Source organism: Pseudomonas sp. PA-6-3C, from assembly GCF_021605825.1.
Lineage (GTDB): Bacteria > Pseudomonadota > Gammaproteobacteria > Pseudomonadales > Pseudomonadaceae > Aquipseudomonas > Aquipseudomonas edaphica.
Window position 1 is genome coordinate 42,237 of the sequence record NZ_WKDV01000032.1, and the last position, 17,168, is coordinate 59,404.

Here is a 17,168-nt window from a genome sequence, read left to right on the forward strand (position 1 = left end):
GCGGCGATTAACGCTGGATCTCTTTATCTCGATCCAGTAGGTACGGCAGGTCGAGCAGTTGTAAGCCGGGGCCTTCCAGGGTGCCGACGTGCACATCGCCGCTGTCGGCAGCTTCGGCTTGCAGCACGGCCAGAAGTTCAATGGAATGGTCAGCTTTTGCCGCGATGACGACTTCGCCGATCGCGCTGTTATGGTTGGGCGAGAACAGCGGAGTGCCTGGCTCGGGCAATTGCGCCGCATTGAGGCTCAGGCGATACAGGCGACGCTTGAGTTTGCCCAGGTACTGCATGCGCGCGACGATTTCCTGGCCGGTGTAGCAGCCTTTTTTGAAGCTGACGCCGCCTACGGCCTGCAGGTTAAGCATCTGCGGGATAAACAGTTCGCGGGTCTGCGGCATGACCTGGCCGATGCCGGCTCGGATCTGGCCGAGCAACCAGTCATTCAAGTCAGCTTGTTGCAGTTGGCTGGCCAATTGCTGGCGTACGCCTTCGGCGTGTTCGGCAGGCACCCAGAGTTCGGCGCGGTTCTGGGAGACACGAATGGCAATCAATGTGTCGGTGCGCACCACGCTGTCGGTTTCAGTTGGCAGCTCAAGCCCAAGGGTGGCCAGGGTTTGATCCGCATTCGACAGGCCAAAGCGTGCCCAGGCGGCGCTTTCGTCGGTGAGTTTGGATTTGGAGAACACCGCGTATTTCTTCAGGTCTGCCAGTTGCGGTTCGAGCAGCTCAGTGGCCATGGCCAGCAACACGCCGTCACCTTGCAGCAGGATGCGAAAACTCGACTGCATGCGGCCTTTTTGCGTACAACGCGCGCCAAGGCTGGCCTGGGTGTCGCTCAGGTAATTGAGGTTGCAGGTCAGTTGCCCTTGCAGGAACTTGGCGGCGTCGGAGCCGCGGACGGCAAGGACGCCTTCGTGTGTCAGGGGGCAGAAAAATGCAGAGTCGGCCATGGGTCTTCGCAGGTCAAAAAGTCATGCGTGCATCATAGAGGGGCGCCCGGCAAATGGATAGTTTCCGTATGGGGCGACCAAAGCCGAGTGTTCCGCTGCCGTCGGGCCTGTATACTTGCGCGCTATTTGAGGAGCAGTCCATGGTCGAAGATGTAGAAATCAACCGCCTCTACTGGCACAGCCGCCGTGGCATGCTGGAGCTGGATGTGTTGCTGGTGCCGTTCACCAGAGAGGTGTACTCGACACTCGATGAGGTGGATCGCGAACTTTATGAGCGGCTGCTGACGTGCGAAGACCAGGACATGTTCGGCTGGTTCATGGAGCGCGCCGAATCTGACGATCCGGAGCTGCAGCGCATGGTTCGCAAGATTCTGGATCGTGTCCAGCCCAAGTAATCGCTTCGAATGCCGCTGGCAGGCCTCTCGGCTGTTGCTGGCGGCGTATCTGTTTGCCCAGGCGTTCGCGCTGGGTGCCTTGTTGATTATTGATTTGCCCTTCGCAAGCCTTGGCATTCTGGTGTGCCTGGCCCATGCCGCCTGGGTGTTGCCGCGTCATATCCTGCTGACTCACCGTTCGTCGATTCGTGGCCTGCGCCGTGACGAAGATGGCTGGCAATTGTTCAGTGCCGAGCGCGGCTGGCACAGCGTACAACTGCGTCCGGACAGCCTGGCGTTGCCGCTGATCGTGGTGCTGCGCTATCGGGTGCAGGGCGAGTGGTGGGTGCGTTCGGTCTGTGTGCCGATGGATTCGCAGGTCGCCGATGTGCACCGACGCCTGCGGGTGCGCTTGAAGTTCAGTCGCCGTAGGTGGCTGGCACCAGAATAGTGTCGCGGGCTTCGGGCAGCATCTGCGGGTAGTCGAGGGTGTAATGCAGGCCGCGGCTTTCCTTGCGTTCCATGGCTGAGCGGATCATCAACTCGGCAACCTGGGCCAGGTTGCGCAACTCGATCAGGTCGCGGCTGACTTTGTAGTTGCTGTAGAACTCGTCGATTTCGTCCAGTAGCAAACGCACGCGGTGTTGAGCCCGTGCCAGGCGCTTATTGGTGCGCACAATGCCTACGTAGTCCCACATGAAGCGCCGCAGTTCGTCCCAGTTGTGGGCGATGATCACGTCTTCGTCGGAGTCGGTCACCTGGCTGGCGTCCCAGCGCGGCAGGGCAGCGGGCACCGGGATGCGGGGTAGCTGTTCAAGGATGTCGGTGGCCGCCGAGCGTGCGTAGACGAAACATTCGAGCAGCGAGTTGCTGGCCATGCGATTGGCGCCGTGCAGGCCGGTGAAGCTGGTTTCGCCGATCGCATACAGGCCGGGCACGTCGGTGCGACCGTGTTGGTCGACCATCACGCCACCGCAGGTGTAGTGCGCGGCCGGGACCACCGGGATCGGGCCTTTGGTGATATCGATGTTGAACGCCAGGCAGCGCTCATAGACGGTGGGAAAGTGCGTCTTGATGAAGGCTTCGGGCTTGTGGCTGATGTCGAGGTAGACGCAGTCGATGCCCAGGCGCTTCATTTCGTGGTCGATGGCGCGGGCCACGATATCCCGTGGCGCCAGTTCGGCGCGGGGGTCGAAGCGCTGCATGAAGCGCTCGCCGTTGGGAAGTTTCAGGTGCGCACCTTCACCGCGCAGGGCTTCGGTGATGAGGAAGCTCTTGGCTTGCGGGTGATACAGGCAGGTGGGGTGGAACTGGTTGAATTCCAGATTGGCCACCCGACAGCCTGAACGCCAGGCCATGGCGATACCGTCACCGCAGGCGCCGTCGGGGTTGCTGGTATAGAGGTAGACCTTGGCGGCACCGCCTGAGGCCAGGATGGTGAAGCGTGCGCCGTAGGTGTCCACTTCGCCACTGGCGCGGTTGAGCACGTAGGCGCCGAGGCAGCGTTCGCCGTCCAGGCCCAGGCGCTTTTCGGTGATCAGGTCGACGGCGACGCGTTGCTCCAGCAATTCGATGTTGGGGCGTTGGCGGGCTTGCTCGAGCAGGGTCTTGAAGATGGCGGCGCCAGTAGCATCGGCGGCGTGGATGATGCGGCGATGGCTGTGGCCACCTTCGCGGGTCAGGTGGAACTCGAATCCGCCGTCATCGCTGCCCGCGTGTTCGTCGCGGGTGAACGGCACGCCCTGGTCGATCAGCCATTGGATGGCTTCGCGGCTATGCTCGACGGTGAAGCGCACCGCGTCCTCGTTGCACAGGCCGCCGCCGGCGTTAAGGGTGTCTTCGACGTGGGATTGCACTGTGTCGGTGTCGTCCAGTACCGCGGCGACACCGCCTTGGGCCCAGAATGTCGAGCCATTGGCCAGGTCGCCCTTGCTCAGGACCGCAATGCGCAGGTGGCTGGGGAGGGTGAGTGCCAGGCTCAAGCCGGCCGCACCGCTACCGATCACCAGGACATCGTGTTGAAACTGTTGGCTCATTTGAAGGATTCCGCAAAAAGCGATCCAAAGGGCTGGCGCAAACAGGACGCCTGGATCGGCGAATCAAAGGGTCACACGGGCCACTAGTATATAGAGGGGGGGAGCGGCACAATAGCCGGGCATTCGTGGCAATGTGAAATTACGGTGCACAGCTGGGGTCATATGGGCCGGCTATTGGGATGGGAACTTTTTGCATGAGCCCCGACTCAATAGCAGGTTGCCCGAAAGCTGGGAAAACGTTGAGTTTATTGGCCCGTCGGGAGCATTGGACGCGTCAGAAAACCGGCGACAAGATTATTCGCGCAGCCGGCCTAGCCCGTGCTGCGTTTTTCGTGTGTGCCAAATCAGTGCATGCCGGAAACTTGCTTGGAGGGGGAGAACTTTTGCGAGAAGTCCTAGTCTATGTTTGCAAGCCTGATCGTTTAGTTATGCAAGCCTCCTGCGAGTACAACGAGGAGTGTTCATGCTAACCCAGGAAGAGGATCAGCAGCTGGTCGAGCGCGTTCAACGTGGCGACAAGCGAGCATTTGATCTGCTAGTGCTGAAATACCAGCACAAAATTCTCGGGTTGATCGTGCGGTTTGTGCACGACACCCATGAAGCGCAGGACGTTGCACAGGAAGCCTTTATCAAGGCGTACCGTGCACTTGGCAATTTTCGCGGTGACAGTGCGTTTTACACGTGGCTGTACCGCATCGCCATTAACACGGCGAAGAACTATCTGGTGTCTCGCGGCCGCCGCCCACCGGACAGTGATGTAAGTTCAGAAGATGCAGAATTTTACGATGGTGATCACGGCCTCAAAGATCTCGAGTCGCCGGAACGTGCTTTGCTGCGCGACGAGATCGAAGGCACCGTTCATCGCACTATTCAGCAACTGCCAGAAGATTTGCGTACGGCGTTAACTTTACGTGAATTCGATGGTCTCAGTTACGAAGACATTGCGAGCGTCATGCAGTGTCCGGTGGGGACTGTAAGGTCACGGATTTTCCGGGCCCGGGAAGCCATCGACAAAGCCTTGCAACCGTTGTTGCAGGAAAACTAAAGACAGCGGCGACAGCCAAGAGAGGAACCGCCATGAGTCGTGATGCCCTGCAGGAATCGCTGTCCGCAGTGATGGATAACGAAGCGGATGAACTGGAACTTCGTCGAGTGCTCAACGCATTTGATGATGCCGAAACCCGTGATACCTGGTCTCGTTACCAAGTCGCTCGGGCGGTGATGCACAAGGATCTTTTAATCCCTCGTCTGGATATTGCTGCGGCCGTTTCTGCCGCGTTGGCCGATGAAGCCGTTCCGGCAAAAGCTGCTCGTGGTCCATGGCGTAGCCTGGGTCGCCTGGCAGTAGCTGCCTCGGTGACTGTTGCCGTGTTGGCCGGTGTTCGCCTGTACAACCAGGACGAAATTGCCGGTGCCGAACTGGCCCAGCAGACTCAGCAACCGGTCATGGCCGGTCCGCAAGTCAAAGGCCCAGCGGTACTGGCCGGCTACAAGGAAAGCTCTGATGCCACCGGCCCTATGGCCAACGGCGTACTTCAAGGGCAATCCGGCTGGCAGGACCAGCGTCTTCCAGGCTACCTGCGCCAACACGCACAGGAATCGGCCTTGAAAGGCACTGAAAGCGCTCTGCCATACGCTCGTGCAGCCAGCCTGGAAAACCGCTAAACCGCTAAGGGGCCCTATGCGCGCCATACCGCTCCTTACGCTTTTGCTCAGTGGTTGTTTTGCACTATCCGCCCATGCCGACGAAGCCCAAGACTGGCTGACTCGACTTGGGCGTGCAGAACAGCAGCAAAGCTTTGCAGGTACGTTCGTCTACGAGCGTAACGGCAGTTTCTCTACCCATGACATCTGGCATCGCGTCCAAGACGGTCACGTCCGCGAGCGGCTGTTGCAACTCGACGGCTCTGCCCAGGAACTGGTGCGCGTAGATGGACGCACGCAGTGTGTCAGTGGCACCTTGGTTGCCGGCCTTGGCAACTCGCCTGATGCGCCCTCGCGCGCTCTGGATCCGCAAAAACTAACTCAATTCTACGAACTGGCCGTCATTGGCAAATCTCGCGTGGCCGGTCGGAATGCGGTGATTGTGTCGATTACTCCCCGTGATCAATACCGATATGGCTTTGAGTTGCACCTGGATCGTGAAACCGCGCTGCCGCTAAAGTCCCTGTTACTCAATGAGCAGGGTCAGTTGTTGGAGCGCTTCCAGTTCACTCGACTGAACACTTCGGCTGCGCCATCAGATCGTGACTTACTGCCCAGCAGCGAATGCTCACCTGTGGCTGTTTCCAGCACCAAAGCACTCGAGGTGCCCGCCACTCACGCATGGCATCTGGACTGGTTGCCTCCAGGTTTTCAGCTCACCAACAGCGTCTCGCGAAAAGATACTCAGACCCACGCCACTGTCGACAGTCTGATGTACGACGACGGGCTTGCACGTTTCTCAGTGTTTCTTGAGTCCACCGACGGTGCGAGTGTGAGCGAAACACGCACGCAGCTTGGCCCAACTGTGGCCGTGTCGCGCCGTCTGAACACGGTCGATGGCGAAGTCATGGTGACGGTTGTAGGCGAAATCCCCATCGGCACCGCCGAACGCATCGCGCTGTCGGTGCGCGGCGAAAAGACCGCCGCCAAGCCATGAGTCGTTAATCCTATGTTCATCCTGACCTTTCAATGTGAGCCTTTGCGCGGTTGGGGGCTGAGAGCATGAAATTTCTGGATCAGTATTTTCACTTGCAAAACATCCCCATGTTTTTTATAGGTCAGAGCTTGTCGGCTCTGACCTTATTTTGTTCGCGGAACAAAAATGCCGGTCGAAGTTTTCGGCGTTTCTTGAACCCTGTCGCTCAACCCTGCTCGTCGTAACGGGAGCTGTATGTCGATACCACGTTTGAAGTCTTACTTAACCATAGTCGCCACGGTATTGGTGCTGGGTCAGGCAGTGTCCGCGCAAGCGGCCGAGCTGCCTGACTTCACCCAATTGGTGGAGCAGGCTTCGCCTGCCGTGGTGAATATCAGTACCACGCAGAAGCTGCCGGATCGCAAAGTCTCGAACCAGCAGATGCCTGACCTGGAAGGCTTGCCGCCCATGCTGCGCGAGTTCTTTGAGCGCGGTATGCCGCAACAACGCTCCCCGCGTGGCGGCGGTGGCGGGCAGCGTGAGGCGCAGTCCCTGGGCTCGGGCTTCATTATTTCGCCAGACGGCTACATCCTCACCAATAACCATGTGATTGCCGACGCTGACGAAATTCTCGTGCGCCTGGCCGACCGCAGTGAGTTGAAAGCCAAGCTGGTGGGCACCGATCCGCGTTCCGACGTGGCTTTGCTGAAAATCGAAGGTAAAGACCTGCCCGTACTGAAACTGGGTAAATCCCAGGACCTTAAAGCCGGGCAATGGGTGGTTGCGATCGGTTCACCGTTTGGCTTCGACCATACCGTGACCCAGGGTATCGTCAGCGCCATCGGTCGCAGCCTGCCAAATGAAAACTACGTACCGTTCATCCAGACCGACGTGCCGATCAACCCGGGTAACTCCGGTGGTCCGCTGTTCAACCTGGCGGGCGAAGTGGTGGGGATCAACTCGCAGATCTACACCCGTTCCGGTGGTTTCATGGGCGTGTCCTTCGCCATCCCGATCGACGTGGCCATGGACGTTTCCAACCAGCTCAAAAGCGGCGGCAAAGTCAGCCGTGGCTGGTTGGGTGTGGTGATCCAGGAAGTGAACAAAGACCTGGCTGAATCGTTCGGCCTCGACAAGCCGGCCGGTGCCTTGGTCGCGCAGATTCAGGACGACGGCCCGGCTGCCAAGGGCGGCCTGCAAGTGGGCGACGTGATCCTGAGCATGAATGGCCAGCCGATCGTCATGTCCGCCGACCTGCCGCATCTGGTAGGCGCTCTGAAAGCCGGCAGCAAAGCTAAGCTGGAAGTGATTCGTGATGGCAAGCGCCAGACCGTTGAGCTGACCGTCGGCGCGATCCCGGAAGAGGGTGCAACCCTGGACGCGCTGGGCAACGCCAAGCCAGGCGTTGAGCGCAGCAGCAATCGCTTGGGCATTGCCGTGGTTGAGTTGACCGACGAGCAGAAGAAGAGCTTCGACCTCAAGAGCGGTGTTGTGATTAAAGAAGTCCAGGACGGCCCAGCCGCCTTGATCGGCCTGCAGCCGGGCGACGTGATCACCCACCTGAACAACCAGGCGATCAACTCCACCAAGGAATTCACCGACATCGCCAAAGCGTTGCCGAAGAATCGCTCGGTGTCGATGCGCGTGCTGCGTCAGGGCCGTGCAAGCTTCATCACCTTCAAGCTGGCCGAGTAATCCGCTAGCTCAATAAAAAGCCCCGCTTTCGGTTACCGAAAGCGGGGCTTTTTTGTGGGCGATGGTTTTAGCTCATCATCCCTTTCACCAAGCGTTCCTGTTCGATCAGCTCACGCTGGCGCGCGTCGATACGCGAGGACAGTGGGAAGTTGTTGCCGGCCCGGCGTTTGGCAAAGTCCAATTGCTGAATGGCCTGCTTGAAGTCACCCACCAAAGCAAAGTACTCGGCGCGTGCCTGATGCAGACCAATGATATTGCCGGACAGGCCGCGAGTCTCTGCCACCTGGTACCACACATCCGGATCATCGGGGCGCGACTTGAGCAACCCGTCCAATGCCTTTTCAGCATCGGCCGTACGGTTCTGCTTGAGCAGCACATCTATGCGAATCTGATTCAGCGGATAGCTGCCGGGGTACTGGGCCAGCATCCGGTCAGTACGTTGCTGGGCATCCGGCAGGCGGTTGCTGTCGATATCCAACTCGATCTGCGCCAGGTTGTAGGTAATGTCGTTGGGCGCCTTGGCCAGTAGCGGCTGCAAGCTTTCCCGTGCATCTTTGAACTGGGTACCCTTGATCTGCGCGATGGCCAGGCCATAACGCGCTATATCGTTTTTCGGGTTCTCGTCCAATTGCGCCTGAAAGCGCTTGGCGGCCAGCCCCGGCGTGTCTTCGTATTGCAACTGCACCCGTGCGCGAATCAGTTGGTAGCGCAAGCTGTCTTCCTTGCCGCCCTGCTTGGCTTGTTCGGCACGGTTGCGGGTGTCGGCGATCCGCGACTCGGTCACCGGGTGAGTCAGCAAAAACTCCGGTGGCTTGGCATCGAAACGGTATTGGCGCATCAGGCGTTCGAACATCGTCGGCATGGAGCGTGGGTCGTAACCGGCTTTTTCCAGGTTGAGGATGCCGATACGGTCAGCCTCTTGTTCGTTCTGGCGCGAAAACCTGCGCTGTTCCTGGATAGCTGCCGCCTGGCTGCCCGCAATCGCGGCAATGCCAGCATCACCTGCACCCGCTGCCGCCGCGATAATGCCGCCGAGCAGGGCGGCCATCATCGGAATCTGCATGCGCGACTGCGCTTCCACACCTCGCGCGAAGTGACGTTGGGACAGGTGAGCCAATTCGTGAGCGAGTACCGAGGCATATTCGCCTTCAGTCTGAGCATTCAGGAACAAGCCGCCGTTAACCCCTACAATCCCGCCGGGTGCGGCAAAGGCGTTGAGTTGCGGGCTGTCGATGAGGATGAACTCCAGGCGTCGGTCATTCACCTGGCTGGTCTCCACCAGCTTGTACACGCTGGTTTCGACGTAATCCTTGAGCTGCGGGTCATTGAGTTGCGAGACCTGGCCTCGCAGGTAGGCCAGCCATGCGCGGCCCAGTTGGAATTCCTGTTGCGGCGAGACAATGGCAGAACTGGCGTCGCCGAGTGACGGCAGGTCGTCAGCGAAGGCCGGGGAGGCCAGCAGGCAAGCCAGCGTCAGCAGGGTAGGGCGCAAAAAAGTCATGCACAAAGCCTTTCGACAAAGAGCTTACTGTAGCCGGACACTGAGCTTCGGACCAGATATTCTAAGCACTCCAAACGCATGCCCGGAGCAAACCGATGACCAACGCTGTAGCCTTTGACGCCGAACTCGATGCCAGTGGCCTCAATTGCCCGCTGCCCCTGCTCAAGGCCAAGCTGGAACTCAACCGCTTGGCCAGCGGTGCCGTGCTCAAGGTGATCGCCACGGACGCAGGCTCCCAGCGCGATTTTCGCACCTTTGCCAAGCTGGCCGGGCACACCCTGCTGCATGAAGAAGATGCCGCCGGTGTGTACCGTTACTGGTTGCGCAAGGCCTGAACTGTTCGCCCCCACCGCCCGAGGTTGATTGATGTTCAAAGTGTTACGAGACTGGATTCAGCGCTATTTTTCCGATGAAGAAGCGGTGGTGCTGGCCGTCCTGCTATTCCTGGCTTTTACCGCCGTGCTCACTTTGGGCGGCATGCTGGCGCCAGTATTGGCGGGTATGGTGCTGGCCTACCTGATGCAAGGTTTGGTCACTACCCTGGAACGTCTGCGTTTGCCCGGCGGTGTGGCGGTAGGGCTGGTCTTTGCCCTGTTCATGGGGCTGTTGGTGGTGTTTATCGTCGTGGTGCTGCCATTGCTGTGGCATCAGTTGATCACCTTGTTCAACGAGTTGCCGGGCATGCTCGCCAAGTGGCAATCGCTGTTGCTGCTGTTGCCGGAGCGTTATCCACACCTGGTATCGGACGAGCAGGTGTTGCAGGCCATTGAAGTGGCGCGCGGCGAGATCGGAAAGTTCGGACAATGGGCGCTGACTTTTTCCCTGTCCAGCCTGCCGCTCCTGGTCAACATCATGATCTACCTGGTGCTGGTGCCGATCCTGGTGTTCTTCTTCCTCAAGGACCGCGCAATGATCGGCCGCTGGGTCAGCGGCTATCTGCCGCGTGAACGGGCGCTGATCACCCGAGTGGCCGAAGAAATGAACCGGCAGATTGCCAACTATATTCGCGGCAAGGTCATTGAGATTGTGATCTGTGGCGGCGTCACCTACATCGCGTTTGTCGCGCTCGGGCTGAACTACGCGGCGCTGCTCGCCTTGCTGGTGGGTGTATCGGTGGTAGTGCCGTATGTGGGCGCGGTGGTGGTGACCGTGCCGGTGATGTTGATCGCGTTGTTCCAGTGGGGCTGGAGCGACCAGTTCATCTACCTGATGGCGGTGTACGGGATTATCCAGACCCTGGATGGCAACGTGCTGGTGCCGCTGCTGTTCTCGGAGGCCGTCAACCTGCACCCGGTGGCGATCATCTGCGCGGTGCTGTTGTTTGGAGGGCTGTGGGGGTTTTGGGGCGTGTTCTTTGCAATCCCGCTGGCGACGCTGTTCAAGGCCGTACTGGATGCGTGGCCGCGGCAAGAGCCGGTGGTGGCGCCTTTGTTGTAGCAGCAACCTTATTGTGGCGAGGGGGCTTGCTCGTGCTGGATCGCTTAGCGGCCTCTGAAAGCGGGAGCGCTTCGCACTCCAGCGCGAGCAAGCTCGCTCGCCACAACAAGCTCGCTCGCCACAGCAGGGTCAAGCTTTATTCAATGCCTGTGCCGCCGCCAACACCGCATCCACATGGCCCGGCACTTTCACACCACGCCATTCCTGACGCAGCACGCCATCCTTGTCGATCAGGAACGTGCTGCGGTCCACGCCCAGGTATTCCTTGCCATACAGCTTCTTCAGCTTGATCACATCAAACAGCTGGCAAACCGCTTCGTCCTTGTCGCTGATCAGCTCGAAGGGGAATTCCTGCTTGGCCTTGAAGTTCTCGTGGGACTTCACGCTGTCTCGCGACAAGCCAAACACTTCGGTATTGGCAGCCTTGAACGCGGCGTACTGGTCACGAAAACCCTGACCCTCGGTGGTACAACCCGGGGTGCTGTCCTTTGGGTAGAAGTAGATCACCACTTGCTTGCCCTTGAGGGCTGCAAGGCTGAACGTCTGGCCGCTGGTGGCCTGGGCTTCGAAATCGGCCACGGGTTTGTCGATGGCTACCGGCATAGGTACTTCCTTACATTGGGTTCTGTGGGCGCCATGGCTCGATCAGTGCGTCGAGGTTCAGGGCATCGGCGAAATCCAGGAATTGGTCACGCAGCCAACTGATCTGCACGCCGGCCGGCAAGGTCACGGTGAACGTGGCGTTGAGCATGGTGCCGCCGGTTTGCGGTGCCTGGTAGGTGTCGCAGGTCAGGTTTTCCAGCTCGACGTTGTGGTCGATGAAAAACTGGCACAGCTCATTGACGATGTCCGAGCGGTAGGCCGAGCTGACATACGCCACATAAGGCAGGGCCTGCGGGCGGTTTTCCAGGGCGGCGCTGCGCACGACGTTGACGGTGAAGTTGTGCTTCTTGGCCAGGCCCGGCAGGCCGGTTTCGAGGCGCGCCAGGGCGTCCCAGCTGCCGGAGATCTGCAGCACCAACGCGCTGCACTCGCCGTGGCGGGTGAGGCGGGAGGTCACGACGGCGCAGCGGTTCTCATGGCTGGCGCGGCACAGGACGTTGGTCAGCTCCATGGGGTTGGCGCCGAGGGCACTGATAACAAGGAATTGTTCGCGAACTGTGGGGGTGGACATGCAGCCTTCCTAAAGCGATGAGCGGTCGATACTGTGTGGGCCGTATCGATCAAAGGATGAAGGGTAGCGAAAACCATCGCCAAGGGCTAGGAGGTGGCGTTTTCATTACGCGATCGGTCTGATTTCAGCGTGCTTCAAGCCGCGCTTTGGCCCAATGATGGCATTGCCCGTCGTTTAGTTGCCCCAGAACGCATCCTCAGGCGGTACTTCGCTTGTACAAGCATCTTGGCGCCAGTACCATTACGGCTCTCTTTTTCCGGCAGGAGCGGTTGCATGATTGCGGGCAGTATGGTGGCACTGGTCACACCCATGGATGCACAAGGTCATCTCGACTGGGACAGCCTTGGCAAACTGGTGGACTTCCACCTGCAAGAAGGCACCAACGCCATCGTGGCGGTCGGCACCACAGGTGAATCGGCCACCCTTGATGTGGAAGAACACATCCAGGTCATCGAGTTCGTGGTCAAGCGCGTGGCGGGCCGCATTGCCGTAATCGCCGGCACAGGCGCCAACTCGACGCGTGAAGCGATCGAGCTGACCAAGAACGCCAAGAAAGCCGGCGCCGATGCCTGCCTGCTGGTAACCCCGTACTACAACAAGCCGACCCAGGAAGGCTTGTACCAGCACTTCAAGGCCATCGCCGAAGCCGTCGACATCCCGCAGATCCTCTACAACGTTCCTGGCCGCACGGCCTGTGACATGAAGGCCGAGACCGTGATCCGCCTGTCCACCGTGCCGAACATTATCGGCATCAAGGAAGCTACCGGCGACCTGCAGCGCGCCAAGGACATCCTGGCCGGCGTGAGCAGCGACTTCCTGGTGTATTCCGGTGACGACGCCACGGCGGTCGAGCTGATCCTGCTGGGCGGCAAAGGCAACATCTCGGTGACCGCCAACGTCGCGCCACGCGCCATGAGCGACATGTGCGCCGCCGCCATCGCCGGTGACGCCGTAAAAGCCCGTGCGATCCACGAGCAACTGATGCCGCTCAACAAGACACTGTTTATTGAATCCAACCCTATTCCCGTGAAATGGGCACTGTTTGAGATGGGCTTGATGCCGGACGGTATCCGTCTGCCGCTCACCCGGCTCAGCGAAGCCTGTCACGAACCGCTGCGACAGGCCCTGCGCCAGTCCGGCGTCCTGGTTTAATTGAGGAAGCACTACGCATGAAGCGATTGGCCGGACTTTCCGCACTTGCCTTGATTATCTCCAGCACCAGTGGCTGCGGTTGGGTATGGGGCCCGGAAGGCTACTTCCGTGACCGCGGCAGCGATTACCTGGAAGCCCAAGCAACCAAACCGATGCAACTGCCGCCGGACGTCAACGTCGCCAAGCGCCTTGACCCGTTGTTGCCGATTCCGCGCAACGTCGCCGATGACACCACCAAGGGCGAGTACGTAGTGCCACGCCCGCAGCCGATCTCGGCCGTGGCGGACACCAGCGACTACAGCCTGCAAAAGAGCGGCGACAACCGCTGGATCATGGCCCAACGCCCACCGGCTGAAGTCTGGCCAGTGGCGGTGCAGTTCTTCCAGGACAACGGTTTCAGCATTGATCAACAACGCCCGCAAACCGGTGAGTTCACCACGGCATGGCAGCATGGCAGCGAACTGTCCGCCAGCATGGCCAAGCGTCTGCAGGCGAGCGGTGTAGCGCCCGACAGCGAAGCCCGTGTGCGTGTGCGCATCGAGCCAGGCGTGCAGCGCAATACCAGTGAAGTCTACGTGGTGAGCGCCGAGCGTCCTGCCGGCAGCACTGCCAACGTCGATTTCACCCCGCGTTCGGTCAACATGGGCGTAGACGCCGCGTTGGTCGACGAGATGCTGGCCAGCATGAGCCGTATCTCCGAGAAGGGCGGTTCGGTTTCCCTGCTCGCCGCCGGTAACTTCGACACGCCTAACCGCGTCAGCCTCACCGAAGACGGCAGCGGCAACGTGGTGCTCACCCTGGGTGAAGACCTCGACCGTGCCTGGGCCAGTGTTGGCCGTGCGTTGGAGCAAGGTCCATGGCGCGTTGAAGACATCAACCGCAGCCTGGGCCTGTACTACATCAACGTAGCGGAAAAGGCCGAGAAGAAAGACGACGAGCCAGGTTTCTTCGGCAAGTTGTTCGGCAGCAAGCCGACCAAGGAAGAGATCGAAACACGTGCCGAGCGTTATCAGGTTCGTTTGAGCAAGGTGGGCGAGAGCGTACAAGTGACCGTCGAGAAGAACATCAACACCGTTGCGCCGGCTGAAACAGCGCGCAAAGTGTTGGGCGTGATTCAGGACAACCTGGGCTGACCCGATGCGTTTTGCCGTTCTCGGCAGCGGTAGCCAAGGGAACGGCACGCTGGTCGCACATGACGACACGTATGTGCTGGTGGATTGTGGTTTCTCGTTAAAAGAAACCGAGCGACGCCTGCTGCGCCTGGGGGTTCACCCCTCGCAGCTGAGCGCAATTGTGGTGACCCACGAACATGCCGACCACGTGCATGGCGTGGGTTTGCTGTCTCGGCGCTACAATCTTCCGGTGTACCTGAGTCGCGGCACCTTGCGCGGGATGCGCAAACCCATAGAACCCGCAGGCTTCCTGGCCGGTGGCGAGACGCTGCAGATCGGTGCGTTGAGCATTGATGTAGTTGCCGTAGCGCACGACGCCCAGGAGCCGACGCAGTATGTATTCAGTGGCGGTCAGCGGCGTTTCGGCGTGCTCACCGACCTTGGCTCCTACTGCTCCAAGGTGCTGGACGGTTACCGTGACCTCGATGCCTTGATGATCGAGTCCAACCACTGCCGCGACCTGCTGGCACGTGGTCATTACCCCTACTTTCTCAAGCAGCGGGTAGGCGGCGAACTGGGACATTTGAACAACCACCAGGCGGCGTACCTGGTGTATGAGTTGGGCTGGCAAGACTTGCAACACCTGGTCCTGGCCCACCTGAGCAGCAAGAACAACCTGCCTGCGCTTGCGCGGCAATGTTTTGTCGACACCCTCGGGTGCGACCCGGACTGGCTGCAACTGGCCGATCAAGATTCAGGGCTCGACTGGCGACACATCGCCTAGCCCACCATTTAGCAAGCGGAGCCCATCATGGAAAAACGTGAAGAACTCTACCGCGGCAAAGCCAAGTCGGTATACAAGACCGACGACGCCAACCGCCTGATCCTGCTGTTTCGCAACGACACCTCGGCGTTCGACGGCAAGCGCATCGAACAGCTTGATCGCAAAGGCATGGTGAACAACAAGTTCAACGCCTTCATCATGCAAAAACTCGAAGCGGCCGGCATTCCGACCCAATTCGACAAACTGCTGGGCGATAACGAGTGCCTGGTCAAGAAGCTCGACATGATCCCGGTCGAATGCGTCGTGCGTAACTACGCCGCCGGCAGCCTGGTCAAGCGCCTGGGCGTGGAAGAGGGCCTCAAGCTCAACCCTTACACGTTCGAGCTGTTCCTGAAGGACGACGCCAAGGGCGACCCGTTCATCAACGAATCCCACGTGGTGGCATTCGGCTGGGGCACCGCTGAGCAACTGGTACGCATGAAAGAGTTGTCCCTCAAGGTCAACGACGTGCTGAGCAAGCTGTTCGACGACGCAGGCCTGCTGCTGGTCGACTTCAAACTCGAATTCGGCGTGTTCCACGACGGCACCATCGTCCTGGGCGACGAATTCAGCCCGGACGGCTGCCGCCTGTGGGACAAAGCCACCAAGAAAAAGATGGACAAAGACCGCTTCCGCCAAGGCCTCGGTGACGTCATCGAAGCCTACGAAGAAGTCGCCAACCGTCTCGGCGTACCGCTGTAACCGACGCAAGCATCTGATAGCACGGAAAAAAATCGCTTTTTTGGTTTGCTTTCGCGAAACACACTGTTATGATGCGCGCCGTTGGAGAGATGCCAGAGTGGCCGAATGGGACGGATTCGAAATCCGTTGTACCTTCACCGGTACCTAGGGTTCGAATCCCTATCTCTCCGCCATTATTTATAAACAGAAACCCCCAATAACTTAAAGGTTGTTGGGGGTTTTTGTTTTTGTAGCAGAAATGCTCAGGTGAATTCTGCTACGGTCGTGATTACCTGATGACAATGCGGGTCAATCATGAATTTTGAAAAAGTGCTCACGCATTTGCAGGCTAACCTTCCAGGTCTTTTGGCAGTGTACGTCTTTGGCAGCCAGGTGACGGGCGAGGCAAATGCCGACAGCGATCTTGACTTGGCTGTGCTGATTGAGGGAAGCATTGACCCACTGCAACTGTGGCGCCTATCCGGGGAGTTAGCGGATATCGTCAAGGTCCCCGTTGATTTGCTGGACTTACGCGCAGCCTCGACGGTCATGCAATACCAAGTCATAACGACAGGGCGCCGCCTCTGGAGCAAGGACAGTCAGGCAGGTATCTTTGAGAGCTACATACTCAGCGAGAAAACTGCGCTGGATTGCGCCAGGGCAGAGCTTTTAGTCGACATTCAAAAGGACGGAACGGTATATGGCCGATGATGTACTCATCAACAAGGCTGTCAGCATTGAGCGTTACGTTGCTCGTGCTCGGGAAGAGTACGAAAAGGATCCAGCCAGTTTCGCCACTGACTTCACCCGTCAGGATGCGGCCATTCTCAATATTCTGCGTACCTGTGAGGCTGCCCTGGACTTGGGGCAACATCTGATTCGTCGTGAGCGCCTCGGTGTCCCCCAAAGTGCTCGTGACGTGTTTGAGCTGCTGGCGCAGGGCGGATGGGTGAGTCCTTCCTTACTGACTAACCTGAAAAACATGGTCGGTTTCCGCAATATCGTGGTGCATGAGTATCAGACGCTTCAGCTGCCTATTGCCGTTGCGATCATTACCAAACATCTGGGCGATTTCCTGGCATTCAGTGCACATGTCTTGACTAAGGACGTGGGCCAGTAAGCCGATTCAAATGGCCCGCGGTAAAATCTAGGCTATAGGTCGTCTAGAGAAACCTTCACTCGCTGAGCAGACGCCTGGCGCTCACGTACGGTCGCTATCAACGCTTCATCCTCTTTTACCGGGCGCTTTCTATCCGATTCTTTTACCGGGCGCTTTCTATCCGATTCTTTTACCGTTTCCCTTGGTCTTTTCTTCGCCTCTTGCTCGGTTACGTATTCACCTGTGACCGCATCGCGATATCTCGTTGGCATATCAGCACCCTTGACAGTATGTCGCCACGGCGGCGACTTTTTGAGACTAGCTCGCAGGCTTATGCACACAAGGTTCCCGGTGGGGATTCTGGTTACCAAGCTTTTCTGAAACAGGTGCTTACGTTGTGCCGGGTCGACAGTTTTCCAGCAGGGTTGCGTTGGCTGGGGCAGGGCGCTAACCTTCCGCCGTCGCCCTCATGGCGACCGGTTTTGACAGGCCGAATAATGTGCGATCTCTGTGCA

19 protein-coding genes, 1 tRNA gene and 1 pseudogene are annotated in these 17,168 nt (G+C 59.0%); 15 read left to right on the plus strand and 6 right to left on the minus strand.

Going from position 1 to position 17,168, the window contains the following annotated elements:
- Positions 1–7: 7 nt before the first annotated feature.
- Positions 8–949 (minus strand): CAF17-like 4Fe-4S cluster assembly/insertion protein YgfZ, encoded by a 942-nt coding sequence (gene ygfZ / locus GIW48_RS20380; protein ID WP_099548636.1) that lies wholly within the window; start codon positions 947–949, stop codon positions 8–10.
- A gap of 140 nt (positions 950–1,089) precedes the next feature.
- On the opposite strand from ygfZ, the gene GIW48_RS20385 reads away from it, so the two are divergent.
- Positions 1,090–1,344 (plus strand): FAD assembly factor SdhE, encoded by a 255-nt coding sequence (locus GIW48_RS20385; RefSeq protein WP_138451419.1) that lies wholly within the window; start codon positions 1,090–1,092, stop codon positions 1,342–1,344.
- Positions 1,328–1,774, plus strand: coding sequence for a hypothetical protein (locus tag GIW48_RS20390; RefSeq protein WP_169985508.1), 447 nt, complete (start codon positions 1,328–1,330; stop codon positions 1,772–1,774). The genes GIW48_RS20385 and GIW48_RS20390 overlap by 17 nt, the downstream gene beginning before the upstream one ends.
- On the opposite strand, the gene nadB is transcribed toward GIW48_RS20390, so the two are convergent.
- Entirely contained in the window at positions 1,743–3,359 is a 1,617-nt protein-coding gene (gene nadB / locus GIW48_RS20395; RefSeq protein WP_017137328.1) for an L-aspartate oxidase, read from the minus strand. The two genes, GIW48_RS20390 and nadB, sit on opposite strands and share 32 nt — an antisense overlap.
- Before the next feature lie 463 nt (positions 3,360–3,822).
- On the opposite strand from nadB, the gene rpoE reads away from it, so the two are divergent.
- The 4 genes from rpoE (at position 3,823) to GIW48_RS20415 (ending at position 7,674) form a co-directional block, all read left to right on the plus strand.
- On the plus strand, positions 3,823–4,404 hold the full coding sequence (gene rpoE, locus GIW48_RS20400) for an RNA polymerase sigma factor RpoE (RefSeq protein ID WP_003172477.1): 582 nt from the start codon (positions 3,823–3,825) through the stop codon (positions 4,402–4,404).
- A gap of 32 nt (positions 4,405–4,436) precedes the next feature.
- Positions 4,437–5,024, plus strand: a complete 588-nt coding sequence (locus tag GIW48_RS20405; protein ID WP_034096393.1) for a sigma-E factor negative regulatory protein — start codon at positions 4,437–4,439, stop codon at positions 5,022–5,024.
- Positions 5,025–5,040: 16 nt separating this feature from the next.
- A complete protein-coding gene (locus GIW48_RS20410) occupies positions 5,041–6,000 on the plus strand; it encodes a MucB/RseB C-terminal domain-containing protein (RefSeq protein ID WP_170040572.1) in 960 nt (319 codons plus the stop codon).
- Positions 6,001–6,234: 234 nt separating this feature from the next.
- Positions 6,235–7,674 (plus strand): DegQ family serine endoprotease, encoded by a 1,440-nt coding sequence (locus GIW48_RS20415; RefSeq protein WP_017137331.1) that lies wholly within the window; start codon positions 6,235–6,237, stop codon positions 7,672–7,674.
- Between the two features lie 67 nt (positions 7,675–7,741).
- Here the strand turns inward: GIW48_RS20415 and GIW48_RS20420 are convergent, their stop codons facing one another.
- Positions 7,742–9,175, minus strand: coding sequence for a M48 family metalloprotease (locus tag GIW48_RS20420; RefSeq protein WP_236460896.1), 1,434 nt, complete (start codon positions 9,173–9,175; stop codon positions 7,742–7,744).
- A gap of 95 nt (positions 9,176–9,270) precedes the next feature.
- On the opposite strand from GIW48_RS20420, the gene GIW48_RS20425 reads away from it, so the two are divergent.
- Complete coding sequence (locus tag GIW48_RS20425; RefSeq protein ID WP_017137333.1) at positions 9,271–9,510, plus strand: sulfurtransferase TusA family protein; 240 nt, start codon at positions 9,271–9,273, stop codon at positions 9,508–9,510.
- 31 nt (positions 9,511–9,541) lie between these two features.
- Entirely contained in the window at positions 9,542–10,612 is a 1,071-nt protein-coding gene (locus GIW48_RS20430; protein WP_017137334.1) for an AI-2E family transporter, read from the plus strand.
- 129 nt (positions 10,613–10,741) lie between these two features.
- Here the strand turns inward: GIW48_RS20430 and GIW48_RS20435 are convergent, their stop codons facing one another.
- Positions 10,742–11,215 (minus strand): peroxiredoxin, encoded by a 474-nt coding sequence (locus GIW48_RS20435; protein ID WP_017137335.1) that lies wholly within the window; start codon positions 11,213–11,215, stop codon positions 10,742–10,744.
- A 10-nt stretch (positions 11,216–11,225) separates the two neighbouring features.
- Positions 11,226–11,786 (minus strand): glycine cleavage system protein R, encoded by a 561-nt coding sequence (locus tag GIW48_RS20440; RefSeq protein WP_017137336.1) that lies wholly within the window; start codon positions 11,784–11,786, stop codon positions 11,226–11,228.
- Positions 11,787–12,059: 273 nt separating this feature from the next.
- On the opposite strand from GIW48_RS20440, the gene dapA reads away from it, so the two are divergent.
- The 7 genes from dapA (at position 12,060) to hepT (ending at position 16,674) form a co-directional block, all read left to right on the plus strand.
- Positions 12,060–12,938, plus strand: a complete 879-nt coding sequence (gene dapA / locus GIW48_RS20445) for a 4-hydroxy-tetrahydrodipicolinate synthase (protein ID WP_017137337.1) — start codon at positions 12,060–12,062, stop codon at positions 12,936–12,938.
- 17 nt (positions 12,939–12,955) lie between these two features.
- Positions 12,956–14,071: an outer membrane protein assembly factor BamC gene (bamC, locus tag GIW48_RS20450; RefSeq protein ID WP_017137338.1), complete on the plus strand. Its 1,116-nt coding sequence runs from the start codon at positions 12,956–12,958 to the stop codon at positions 14,069–14,071.
- A 4-nt stretch (positions 14,072–14,075) separates the two neighbouring features.
- A complete protein-coding gene (locus GIW48_RS20455) occupies positions 14,076–14,834 on the plus strand; it encodes an MBL fold metallo-hydrolase (protein ID WP_017137339.1) in 759 nt (252 codons plus the stop codon).
- 27 nt (positions 14,835–14,861) lie between these two features.
- Entirely contained in the window at positions 14,862–15,575 is a 714-nt protein-coding gene (gene purC / locus GIW48_RS20460; protein WP_017137340.1) for a phosphoribosylaminoimidazolesuccinocarboxamide synthase, read from the plus strand.
- Between the two features lie 83 nt (positions 15,576–15,658).
- Positions 15,659–15,748, plus strand: a tRNA-Ser gene (locus tag GIW48_RS20465).
- Positions 15,749–15,869: 121 nt separating this feature from the next.
- On the plus strand, positions 15,870–16,265 hold the full coding sequence (gene mntA / locus GIW48_RS20470; RefSeq protein ID WP_057710824.1) for a type VII toxin-antitoxin system MntA family adenylyltransferase antitoxin: 396 nt from the start codon (positions 15,870–15,872) through the stop codon (positions 16,263–16,265).
- Complete coding sequence (hepT, locus tag GIW48_RS20475) at positions 16,255–16,674, plus strand: type VII toxin-antitoxin system HepT family RNase toxin (RefSeq protein ID WP_236460895.1); 420 nt, start codon at positions 16,255–16,257, stop codon at positions 16,672–16,674. The genes mntA and hepT overlap by 11 nt, the downstream gene beginning before the upstream one ends.
- A 32-nt stretch (positions 16,675–16,706) precedes the next feature.
- Here the strand turns inward: hepT and GIW48_RS20480 are convergent.
- A pseudogene (locus tag GIW48_RS20480) lies at positions 16,707–16,790 on the minus strand (type II toxin-antitoxin system RelB/DinJ family antitoxin); the annotation flags it as partial.
- Positions 16,791–17,168 lie beyond the last annotated feature (378 nt).

Bases quoted from the DNA above. Each gene is read 5' to 3' on its own strand.
- ygfZ (WP_099548636.1), bottom strand. From the start codon at position 949: ATGGCCGACTCTGCATTTTTCTGCCCCCTGACACACGAAGGCGTCCTT.
- GIW48_RS20385 (WP_138451419.1), top strand. From the start codon at position 1,090: ATGGTCGAAGATGTAGAAATCAACCGCCTCTACTGGCACAGCCGCCGT.
- nadB (WP_017137328.1), bottom strand. From the start codon at position 3,359: ATGAGCCAACAGTTTCAACACGATGTCCTGGTGATCGGTAGCGGTGCG.
- rpoE (WP_003172477.1), top strand. From the start codon at position 3,823: ATGCTAACCCAGGAAGAGGATCAGCAGCTGGTCGAGCGCGTTCAACGT.
- GIW48_RS20405 (WP_034096393.1), top strand. From the start codon at position 4,437: ATGAGTCGTGATGCCCTGCAGGAATCGCTGTCCGCAGTGATGGATAAC.
- GIW48_RS20410 (WP_170040572.1), top strand. From the start codon at position 5,041: ATGCGCGCCATACCGCTCCTTACGCTTTTGCTCAGTGGTTGTTTTGCA.
- GIW48_RS20415 (WP_017137331.1), top strand. From the start codon at position 6,235: ATGTCGATACCACGTTTGAAGTCTTACTTAACCATAGTCGCCACGGTA.
- GIW48_RS20420 (WP_236460896.1), bottom strand. From the start codon at position 9,175: ATGACTTTTTTGCGCCCTACCCTGCTGACGCTGGCTTGCCTGCTGGCC.
- GIW48_RS20425 (WP_017137333.1), top strand. From the start codon at position 9,271: ATGACCAACGCTGTAGCCTTTGACGCCGAACTCGATGCCAGTGGCCTC.
- GIW48_RS20430 (WP_017137334.1), top strand. From the start codon at position 9,542: ATGTTCAAAGTGTTACGAGACTGGATTCAGCGCTATTTTTCCGATGAA.
- GIW48_RS20435 (WP_017137335.1), bottom strand. From the start codon at position 11,215: ATGCCGGTAGCCATCGACAAACCCGTGGCCGATTTCGAAGCCCAGGCC.
- GIW48_RS20440 (WP_017137336.1), bottom strand. From the start codon at position 11,786: ATGTCCACCCCCACAGTTCGCGAACAATTCCTTGTTATCAGTGCCCTC.
- dapA (WP_017137337.1), top strand. From the start codon at position 12,060: ATGATTGCGGGCAGTATGGTGGCACTGGTCACACCCATGGATGCACAA.
- bamC (WP_017137338.1), top strand. From the start codon at position 12,956: ATGAAGCGATTGGCCGGACTTTCCGCACTTGCCTTGATTATCTCCAGC.
- GIW48_RS20455 (WP_017137339.1), top strand. From the start codon at position 14,076: ATGCGTTTTGCCGTTCTCGGCAGCGGTAGCCAAGGGAACGGCACGCTG.
- purC (WP_017137340.1), top strand. From the start codon at position 14,862: ATGGAAAAACGTGAAGAACTCTACCGCGGCAAAGCCAAGTCGGTATAC.
- mntA (WP_057710824.1), top strand. From the start codon at position 15,870: ATGAATTTTGAAAAAGTGCTCACGCATTTGCAGGCTAACCTTCCAGGT.
- hepT (WP_236460895.1), top strand. From the start codon at position 16,255: ATGGCCGATGATGTACTCATCAACAAGGCTGTCAGCATTGAGCGTTAC.